General features: G+C 30.6%; 11 protein-coding genes and 2 pseudogenes. All 13 read right to left on the minus strand.

The genetic code is table 11. From position 1 onward, the window contains the following. Positions 1-23: 23 nt before the first annotated feature. Positions 24-425: a chemotaxis protein CheW gene (locus tag VIM70_RS04135; RefSeq protein WP_331944389.1), complete on the minus strand. Its 402-nt coding sequence runs from the start codon at positions 423-425 to the stop codon at positions 24-26. 12 nt (positions 426-437) lie between these two features. After that, complete coding sequence (locus VIM70_RS04140; protein WP_331944391.1) at positions 438-797, minus strand: response regulator; 360 nt, start codon at positions 795-797, stop codon at positions 438-440. 17 nt (positions 798-814) lie between these two features. Next, on the minus strand, positions 815-1,414 hold the full coding sequence (locus tag VIM70_RS04145; protein ID WP_331944393.1) for a chemotaxis protein CheC: 600 nt from the start codon (positions 1,412-1,414) through the stop codon (positions 815-817). Positions 1,415-1,425: 11 nt separating this feature from the next. Beyond that, the gene (locus VIM70_RS04150; RefSeq protein ID WP_331944395.1) at positions 1,426-3,462 is read right to left on the minus strand and encodes a chemotaxis protein CheA; all 2,037 of its coding nucleotides are present in this window, start codon (positions 3,460-3,462) and stop codon (positions 1,426-1,428) included. Positions 3,463-3,494: 32 nt separating this feature from the next. Then, the gene (locus tag VIM70_RS04155) at positions 3,495-4,259 is read right to left on the minus strand and encodes a protein-glutamate O-methyltransferase CheR (RefSeq protein ID WP_331944397.1); all 765 of its coding nucleotides are present in this window, start codon (positions 4,257-4,259) and stop codon (positions 3,495-3,497) included. Between the two features lie 10 nt (positions 4,260-4,269). Continuing rightward, a pseudogene (locus VIM70_RS04160) lies at positions 4,270-4,836 on the minus strand (CheB methylesterase domain-containing protein); the annotation flags it as partial. 92 nt (positions 4,837-4,928) lie between these two features. Further along, on the minus strand, positions 4,929-5,417 hold the full coding sequence (locus VIM70_RS04165; protein ID WP_331944399.1) for a chemotaxis protein CheD: 489 nt from the start codon (positions 5,415-5,417) through the stop codon (positions 4,929-4,931). Between the two features lie 14 nt (positions 5,418-5,431). Beyond that, positions 5,432-5,881: a chemotaxis protein CheW gene (locus tag VIM70_RS04170; RefSeq protein WP_331944401.1), complete on the minus strand. Its 450-nt coding sequence runs from the start codon at positions 5,879-5,881 to the stop codon at positions 5,432-5,434. Positions 5,882-5,892: 11 nt separating this feature from the next. Then, entirely contained in the window at positions 5,893-7,872 is a 1,980-nt protein-coding gene (locus VIM70_RS04175; RefSeq protein WP_331944403.1) for a flagellar assembly protein A, read from the minus strand. A gap of 68 nt (positions 7,873-7,940) precedes the next feature. Beyond that, complete coding sequence (locus VIM70_RS04180; RefSeq protein ID WP_331944405.1) at positions 7,941-8,819, minus strand: aminotransferase class IV; 879 nt, start codon at positions 8,817-8,819, stop codon at positions 7,941-7,943. A 93-nt stretch (positions 8,820-8,912) separates the two neighbouring features. Next, positions 8,913-9,557 (minus strand): HAD-IB family hydrolase, encoded by a 645-nt coding sequence (locus tag VIM70_RS04185; protein WP_331944407.1) that lies wholly within the window; start codon positions 9,555-9,557, stop codon positions 8,913-8,915. A gap of 124 nt (positions 9,558-9,681) precedes the next feature. After that, complete coding sequence (locus VIM70_RS04190; protein WP_331944409.1) at positions 9,682-10,107, minus strand: DUF1292 domain-containing protein; 426 nt, start codon at positions 10,105-10,107, stop codon at positions 9,682-9,684. A 173-nt stretch (positions 10,108-10,280) separates the two neighbouring features. Then, positions 10,281-10,656, minus strand: a pseudogene (locus tag VIM70_RS04195) (pyruvate:ferredoxin (flavodoxin) oxidoreductase); the annotation flags it as partial.

The raw sequence follows: 10,656 nt of genomic DNA on the forward strand, positions 1-10,656 counted from the left end.
TTTATGTTATTTAACGTATCCAATTAATTTTCAATAAGTCGTCCAATATCAATTAATGTAACTATTCTATCTTTAAAATTTATAATTCCTTTGATATAGGCCTTAGTTTTATCAGTTTCAAGTTTTTCAATTATATTTTCTTCAATTTCTAATACCTCGTCAACTTGGTCCACCGTTACTCCAACAGACTCTTCCTTTAGATTTAATATAATAATATTTTCTTGTTCCATAGTACCCTTTTCAATACCTAAAAGGAGATTTATATCTAATAGAGAAATTATATTACCTCTTAGATTAATTAAACCTTTTATATAAGCTGCAGACTTAGGTACTTTTGTTATTTCCATCATATCATTAATGCTTTGAACAATAGATGCTTCTACTGCAAACTGTTCCTCATTAACTTTAAATACAACTACTTGCATAACATTCCCCTCCTACCCTAAAACTTTTTTTATTGCTTCAAGTACTCTATCTGACTGGAATGGCTTAACAATGAAGTCCTTTGCACCAGCCCTTATTGCATCCATAACCATAGTCTGTTGACCCATAGCACTACACATAATTACTTTCGCAGCAGAATCAAAAGCTTTAATTGCTTTAACAGCTTCAATTCCATCCATCTCTGGCATTGTAATATCCATGGTAACAATGTCTGGTTTTTCTAATTTGTATAACTCTACACCTTTTAATCCATTGTTTGCTTCACCCACAACATCATACCCGTTTTTTTCTAATATATCTTTTATCATCATTCTCATAAATGCAGCGTCATCAACAATTAATACTCTAGCCATACTTTTAATACCTCCAATTAATTTACACCTAATGAATTTAATATTTTCTCAAGTGATCCGGGCATTGGTACATAATAGAAATGCCCTCTTATTTTTTGATTTTCTTGTAAAAAATTTGTTTCTAAATCAAGTACATATTCATCGAATTGACCTGATTCTATATAAGTTGTTGACAGTATTGCCGCCATCATATCCAGAGTAACAGCTGGAACAGAAGGTCTAACCTCAAGATTCGTAAGTTTCGATATTGCATTCATAAAAGAACTTGCAATAATATTTCCTATCTCACCTAATGCCGAACTCCCAAGTTCAGTTATTTGCTCCTGCTGCTCACCTATAAGTCTTGAAATAATATTTAAAGCAACATCTTTTTCTAATGTAAATAAAATATTGCCTGGTATATCACCGAGTACCCTTACTATAACACCAACTACTACTTCTTCAACTCCAATTTTAGAAAAAATGTCATCGAAGGGAACAATACTCACTTTTGGTACGCTCATATCTACTTTTTCATTCAATAAATCTGATAATGCAGTAGCCGCATTCCCTGCTCCAATATTACCTACTTCTTGTAATACATCCAATTGAACTGGACTTAGCTCAGAATAATCCATATATACTCTCCTTACACTAAAGCAGCAACATCTAGTATTAATGTAACTAGTCCATCTCCTAAAATAGTTGCTCCTATATATTCTTTTAGTCCCTTAAGTGTCTTTCCTAGAGGCTTTATAACAATTTCTTGCTGCCCTAGCAATGAATCTACTAAAAGCCCTACTGTTTTCTCTCCAACTTTTACAATAACAATATATTTTTTTGTATTCTCACTAGTTTCTATTTGCATTATTGTATTTACTCTTACTAGTGAAATTACGCTATCATTGTATACAATAACTTCTTTACCATTAGTTTTCTTAATAAGCTCGTCCTTATAATCTATTACTCTATCAATATACCCAAGAGAAATAGCCATAGTCTCGTCACCTACTTTAACTAACAATGCTTGAATAATTTGAAGTGTCAATGGTAATCTTATAATAAAAGATGTCCCTTTGTCAATCTCACTTGTGGCATCTACTGTTCCACCAAGAGCTGCGATTTTAGTTTTAACAACATCCATACCAACTCCACGTCCAGAGATATCTGTCACTTTCTCATTTGTGCTAAAACCTTGTGCAAAAATTAAATTTTTAATATCTGCTTCAGTCATACCTTCAGTGTTTATACCAACCTTATCAGCTTTAGCCTTGATTTTTTCAACATTTAACCCCGCACCATCATCTTCCACCTTTATTATGGCTTTAGTACCCTCAGCATATGCTATAAGTTTAATTGTTCCAATAGGATTTTTTCCTTTAGCAATTCTTACTTCACTGGATTCTATACCATGATCTGCAGCATTTCGAAGTAAATGAAGTAGTGGTTCGCCTATTTCATCGATAACTGTCCTATCAATTTCTGTTTCCTGTCCTTGTACTACTAGCTCCATTTCTTTATCGAGTTCCTTTGATAAATCTCTTATCATCCTTGGAAATCTATTAAACACTACTTCTAGTGGAAGCATCCTTATCTTCATTACTAAATCTTGCAACTCTGATGTAGCCCTTGCAACTTGTTCTAAGGTTTCATTTAAATCAGTTAATTTATGATTACTACTTATTTGTTCAAGTCTTGTTCTATGAATTACAAGTTCAGATACCATATTCATAAATTTATCTAATCTCTCTAGCTCAACTCTCACAGATTGATGAGTTTTTTTATGAGTCGCTACTTCTTTTTTCTCTCCATTTTTACCTTCTGCAGATGTCACGACTTTCAATGTTTCTTTTTTAATTCCAGGAGATTTTTCTATTGTCTTAAATTCTCCTAATTGGTTAGGTAAGTTATTAGTATCAGCTTTAACGGTAGCATTTTCTACCATTACTTTTTCTACTTCAGAAATATTCATCAAATTATCTATAATTTCTTCTTTGTCTTTATGAGTAATAAAGATTAAATTTATTTCAAATTCGAAATTTTCATCTTCTAAATCCTCTGCGGAAGGCATGGATTTTATTATTTCTCCAAACTCTTCTAAACTCTTAAAAATAAGAAATGCCCTTGCTGCCTTAAGTAGCGTATTTTCACTTATTAAAATTTTTATCTCAAAGGCATTATACAGTTTTTCCTTTGCTTCCTTAATTACATTAATGTCATATTCATTAAGAATCATTCTCTCATCAATATTATTATTGCTATCATCTTTTTTATCATTTTCTTTTTCACTAGTTATAACGGTGTCATTTCCCTCTACCATAGAATGCAAATCATTTATTATATCATCAATTGAAAGTTCTTCTGAAATATCTTCTGAAATATTATTTACCATTTTTTCTAAAGTATCAAGGCATCTAAATAAAACAGTTACAACCTTTTCTGTTACATTAAGTTTACCCTCTCGAAATTTAGATAAAACATCCTCCATTTTATGTGTTAATTCCGCCATTTGAGTAAACCCCATAGTTGCAGCCATTCCCTTTATGGTATGAGCTACCCTAAATATCTCATTTAACTTATCTATATCTTCTGGCTTTTGTTCTAGTTCAAGAAGAGATTCATTCAACGTCTGCAAATTCTCCATAGACTCTTCTAAGAACATTGACATGTATTGTGATGTATCCATATTATTCCCCTCCCCATTAATTGTCATCCACCTTATATCTTTTTATAAATAAATGTAGATGTCTTTTCGAATCCGTACTCTTTATAATTATAAATACTTTCAGTGGCGCCTACAAACAATAATCCACCTTTTTTTAATGAAATGCCTATTTTTTTATATATTTTCTCTTTAACATCTTGATTAAAATAAATAACTACATTTCGGCACACTACTAAATCAAAATTGCTTTCAAAGTTTTCTAGAATAAGATCATGTTTCTTAAACTCCACTATTTTTTTAATTTTATCACTAATTTTATATTTATAATCACTCACTTCAAAATATTTATCCAAAAATTTTTCTGGTACATTTTTAATTTCTGAATATACAAATTCTCCAACTTTGGCCTTTTGAAGTATTGTGCTATCTATATCTGTAGCAATAATTTTATGATTAACTCTTGAATTTAAATTATCCACTATCATAGCAAGAGAATAAGGTTCAGCTCCAATTGAACATGCTGCGCTCCAAATTTTAAGTCCTGAATTGTATGGAAGTTCTGATGCTATTTTTTTTGAAAGTTCATCAAATATTTCGGGATTTCTAAAAAATTCTGTTACGTTTATTGTAAAGAAATCTAAAAATTTTTGTTTTTGAGCAGGATCTTTTTTTAATAGTGTTATATACTCCTCTACAGAATGAACATCCACTCTTGACATTAAACTTAAAATTCGTCTATGTAATTGATTAGATTTATAAGCAGATAAATCTATATTATATTCTTTTAAAACCCATTTTTCAAAATAAATTAAATCCATTATCGTTCCTTCACCTCCCCATTACAAATTTCTTTATCTCCTCTGCAACATTAGGCAAGGGAACAATTTTATCTACTTTTCCTGTTTCGAAAGCAGCCTTTGGCATGCCATATATTATGCATGTAGATTCGTGCTCAGCTATTGTAATTCCTCCATTTTCTTTAACCGTTGCTGTCCCTATGGCACCATCACGTCCCATTCCAGTAAGTATAACGCTAAGTAGCTTTGATCCATAAACACTTGCAGCGGATATAAAAAGCTTATCTACTGCAGGCCTAACCCCCCAAATAGTAGGTTCTGTATTTAGATGTATCTTCTTGTCACTTCCTATCTCCATGTGATAACCACCAGGAGCGATATAAACTACATTTTTTTCTATTTTTTCATTATCTAAGGCTTCTCCAACCTTTAGTTTACTGTTTAAATTAAGTCTTCGCGCAAAAGCCTTTGTAAATCCTATTGGCATATGTTGTACTACAAAAACTGGGACTCCTATATCATTTGGCAAAGCTGTTATTACCTGGTATAATGCTTTGGGTCCACCAGTGGACGCTCCAATTACCACTGCCTCTATATTCATGCCTACCCTAGTAGCCTTAATTTTTCTGGAGGGTTTTGATATAAAATCGAAAGTCATTACACATATCCACCCCTAAGCTTTAAATAAATTTAAATTTCTGTAGTACCCTTCCCTACAGTTCTAACAGACAGAACTCCACTTTTGGTATCAAATATTAAAGTTCTACCCTTATTTCCGCCAATATCTTCAGAAATTATAGGGATGGATAACATTTTAAGAACATTTTTTACTGCTATACTATTTCGGTTCCCAATGTCCATTATTATGCTCTTATCCGAGAAATTAAACATTGAAGCTCCACCTGCTATTTTAGCCCTCATATTTCTTAATTTAGCACCTTTTTTTATCATGTTCTCAACTAAAATGGGGATTGCTAAATCCGCAAATTTTATTGCATTGGTTATTTTATTAAATTGTATACTATCTGGAAGCATTATATGTGCTAACCCTCCAATTTCTATACTTTTATCATAAATTGCAATCCCAACGCAAGATCCTAGGCCCACAGTTATTAATTTATCCGGTGAAAATGCTACATTTAAATCTGCAATTCCTACTTTTATTTCATTATATTCCATATTTACACCCTATTTTATAATATTTGTATTTTCTCTTCCTCAGTCAATATAGCTGAAATATTTAAATAAATAATTATTTTACCATCAATTTTAATAAGTCCTTTAATATATCTTTTCGATATTCCCTCAATTATTTCAGGAGCATCTTCTATGTTATCTGTTAGTACATCCTTTACCTCTGATACAATATCAACTATTATTCCTATTTTACCAAGATCTTGCTTAGCAACTATTATCTTAGAATTTTCTCCAATTTTAGTGGATGGTAAATTAAATCTTTTCGATAGTGTTATAACTGGTAAAATCTTATCCTCGTAGTTTATTACTCCTTCAACAAATTCGGGAGAGTCTGGAATTTTAGTTGCTTTTTCGTATTCTAATATTCTTTCAACTTCCATAATATTCGTAGCATAAAACTCACCATTTATGCTGAAAACCAATACCTTAATTTCTTGTTCCTTCATATTGAATCCCCCTACAATAGTAATTTATCAACAACTAATTCTCTTGCATCATTTATAAACGCATGAACATTTTTACTAGCAACATCTAAAACATATTCTTTATCACCTATAATAAATCTAGTATTAGGATATGCAATTTCAGCCCATATTTGTCCATGGTTTTCTACAATAAGTTTTGTTGATACCCCAGCGTTCCCTCCAACTATTTTGCATTTAATTTCTTTCCCGGCTTCCATAACTCCACCACGTGCTAGACTATTATCCGTTTTAAATACTATACTATCACTTGCCACTATTTGTGATATGTACTCTCCTTTACCACTAATAATAATATTACCGGAACTCTTAATTATTGAGTCTTGAGCGTAGTCTATCAGCACATCTACAGGAAGAGTCAAATTCATCTCAAGTGTAGAAATTTTATCGTCAATAATTGTAATAATCGCATTTAACTCCTCATAACTTTTAATATTTAAAGGACCAAAATCAAGTATTTTATTTTTAATAATAAATATTAGTTCATCTTCGGTATTATGTTGGCCAAGTATTCTTTTAGCTACTCTAATAGATGTTTTAGGAAGATTTTTGAATTTTGTCTCAAGTAAAACTTTAATAAGTTCCCCATCACTATTATTTTTTTGTATGAGTTTAATTTTTTTCACTTGACATACAACCTCTATTAATTTTGTTATGTCATTTTTCATACTCTTTAAGTCACTTAAATATTCAAGAGTCAATACATCCTCTTTTCCAGCTGCAATTGTTGAACTAATTACATTGCCGCGGACCACAACATCGCCACTTGCAGTAATTACCGATTGTGCTACATTGTTTTTAACTAAAATAGAATTACCAGCTTCAACTTTCATACCTTCGCGTACACTTCCACTTATAACTATATCTCCAACAAATTGAATGTTTCCAGTTTTTATTTCCACATCTCCATCTATTTTATGAGTTTTATAAACGAAAAAAGTGTTTCCTCTAGTGGAAGGCCTACCTTGACTTGTTGCAACGACAGTATATTCGTCTATCATTTTGCAACCTTCTCCTACGCCTAATGTTATTTTTTTTACAATTTTAGCTTTAATAAGCTTACCACTAATATCCAATCCATCTTGTCCATTTTTACCAGGATAAAGAATAGCTAAGACTTGTCCTTCTTCTACTCCAAGTACGGAACCTATAGCTTTATAATCTATAGATTCTTCATTATCATAGATCTTACTATTTTCATTGCTAGCCTTCTTGTATTTAATTTCTAATCTATCGTCTACTGCCTCTATAATTTTTTTCCCATTTGCAATAAGTAGTTCCACAATCTCATTATCCTGGGTGGCTTTAACAATGTTCATCTCTATAATACCATATTTTATGTTATAATTTTGTAACTCATTTTTAATTTCCCGTTCTGTAAATTTCGGTGGCATAATTTCGCTTTTCACGTTTATTTCTAATGTGGCTAAACTTGTAGGCTTAAAATCTTTTAGTTTATAAGTGATAGTAGGTTTATATATAATACTAATAAATGCTTCCATATTGTCTAAACTTGTCCTTATATTCAATTCCCTTACAGAGACCTCTTCTTTGAAAAAAACTTCAACATTACTTCCCTCATATACGGGAGAACGCATGTTAATTTTTTCTCCATCGACAGTTAGTTCAATGTTACGAACTGCAGAAATTACTGCTGGCTTCCCACCCTCTTTAGGGTTTTTAATTATAATTCTACCCTGCTGTATTTCTATAGTCCCATTAATTGCTTTAATGATGTTTTTTTCAATAGTATTTTCTTTTGGAACATCTTCATCATCTGAGTCTTCTATAACTTCGATAGAAATTATAGCATGTTTTTTAAACAATCCTCTTTTTTCCTCTAATATTGAATATTTAATGGAATCTATTGGAACCCCTAAGCTAGTACTTGCACTTTGCAAACATTCATTAACATTAGATCCTTCAAATTTTTGGAAGCCCACCTTAGCTACCACTTATACCACCTCTTCCTAAAAAAATTATACCATGTTTCCCTAATTTTATACATTGTATTCTACAGGTTTTATTTATTTATCGTACTATTTAAAGTAAACTTTACAAATTTCTTTTTATTCTGTTTTAATTCAGAATCATACTCCTTCATTATTGAATTTATTATTGAATTCTCAGCTGAATTAAAGGATATTTCATCTACTTTATTTATTGGTAAAACACTTGGAGAGGTTCCTGAGATAAACAAACCATTGTATGATTCAAGCTCACTCTCATGCACATTTTTTTCTTCTAATTTTATATTTAAATTCTTGCAAGCCTTTATAATAAATTGTCTTGTTATACCCGGTAGAACAGTTTCTACCTTTGATGTCACAACTGTATAACCTTTGACCATAAAAATATTTGATTTACTGCCTTCAGTAATAAACCCAGCATTATCTATCAAAATTGCCTCATATACGTTTTCATTATGAATTTGCTCATTTACTTTTGCTCTAAAAATGTCATTAATCACTTTAGCATTTGGGTTAGAACGTTCTCCATGATAAGTAATAGTTTTTACTCCTAACGCGTATTGCTCTTTTGTAGGATAAAAATGCGGCACAAAATATGCCAGAAATTTTTCATTAAAGGCATTATCATTACTATCACCACTTGGTATGTAATTTACAACTAATTTTATATTTCCGTCCTGTACTTTATTTTTATGTATTAATTTTATAATTCTATTTATAATTTCATCCCTAGTAATTTTTAAACTATATTTCATTATTTTCGTTGAATTTTCAAGACGCTCTAAGTGTTCAATTAAAAAAATAGGGATTCCATCACTTATCCTTATGACTTCATATATTGATTTACCTCCAGCACTATTATAATTTCCAAATTCCTCACTAATTTTAATTTCATTACCATACAAAAAAAAATCATTCATACACTTATCCATATAAATCCTCCTTGTCATTTTTTAGAGAGATAACAATAATTTATTGTTATCTCTCTAAAATTTATATAAATATTATTATTTTACAATAGCATATCATTTCCATTTCAAAATTTCAATTTTATCGTGTGTTTTCTTGAAATTTATTAAATAAGGATGCCCTACTATATCAAAAAGTGGTAAGTCTGATAGAGAGTCAGAAAACATGTAGGAGTTTTCGAAATCCACTTCAAGATTTTCTTTCTTTAAGACTTCTTTTAGTCTTTTTACCTTTTCTTCACCTTTACAATTTTCACCTAACATTTTATTTCTATGTAAACCATTCTCTTTAATGAAACGAGTTCCTATTACTTTATCAACTTCTTTTATATTATAGAACTCACTTAAATAGAATTCAGCGGAGGCAGAAATTAAATATATTTTATATCCCTCCATTTTCATTTTCCTAATCATATCGATAGCATCTTTATATAATATTTTACTTAAACGTTTTTCATAAAATTCTTTGACAATCTTTTTCATTTCATGTTCTTCTATACCGTCTATAAATCTTATAAAGATGTTTTTTGTTTTTGTAGCATCATGTATCTTAAAAACATAAAAAATAGAGGAGAGTATGCTTTTAGGCAAGTATTTTATAAACCTAGGATTTTTTTTCAACATAAATAAATAAAATTCTACTAAAGTCTCTCGTTTAGTTAAAGTGTAATCCACATCAAAAATAGCTAATTTTTCTTTCATAACGGTACCCCCTGTAATATGTGTATTACCCATATGGTAGTAATATTGTTACCATATGAGTAATATACATTCTTTTATTATATATTAAAAGAGCCGCTGCATTTGCAACGACTCTTTTAAAGAATTATTTTTCGTCTTTAATCAATTCTTCATAATATGCAGTTACTTCTTCAAATTCTTCATCTTCTGGAATAACTAATTCTCCTGTTTCTTCATCTCCAATTACTTTAAAAAGATATATTGAATCATCTTCAGGATTTTGAACAAGCGCATATTCATTATCTTTATAAGTAAATCCATCTACTATTTCACATGGAACTACATTCCCATTTTCATCTTCTAAATCTACTGTTAATGCTTCGCCTTCTCCTTCTCCACATCCACAACCACAACCACAGCTTTCATTTTCATCAGCATGTTCATGATCTCCGCATCCGCAGCTCTCTTCATTTTTATGATCATGTTCGTGACCACCGCATCCACAGCCTTCATTTTCTTGATCATGTTCGTGACCGCCGCATCCGCAACCTGTATTTTTCTCTTCATTCATAATGTAGTACCTCCTACTTTGAGTCTGTTATAATTCTACCCTTAATTACAAGATTTTAAAAGGGTTTTTTGAATTTTTTTTATTAAATTATTGTTAAATATTTTAAATAATTTTTTAAACTTCAAAGGAAGATGAAAATTAATTCATCTTCCTTTGATTTTACAATTTAAATACTATTGTTGACTTGCTAGTTTTTTGTATCCAGCTAATCTTTCTGTAGCATCTTTTTCTGTTTTAACAAATAATTCTTCTGCTATTTCAGGGAATGTTTTTGCTAGAGAAGAATATCTTACTTCACCCATTAGGTATTCTCTAAATGAAGTAGTTGGTTCTTTAGAGTCTAATGTAAATGGATTTTTTCCTGCTTCTTTTAAAGCTGGATTAAATCTATACATAGCCCAGTATCCAGATTCAACAGCTCTCTTAGTTTCAAGTTGTGTACAACCCATTCCAACTTTAAGACCGTGATTGATACATGGAGCATATGCTATTATAAGTGATGGTCCTTTATATGCTTCTGCTTCTTTTATAGCTTTTAATGTTTGAGCT

Origin of the sequence: Clostridium sp. (assembly GCF_036569345.1) — a bacterium.
GTDB lineage: Bacteria > Bacillota > Clostridia > Clostridiales > Clostridiaceae > Clostridium_AD.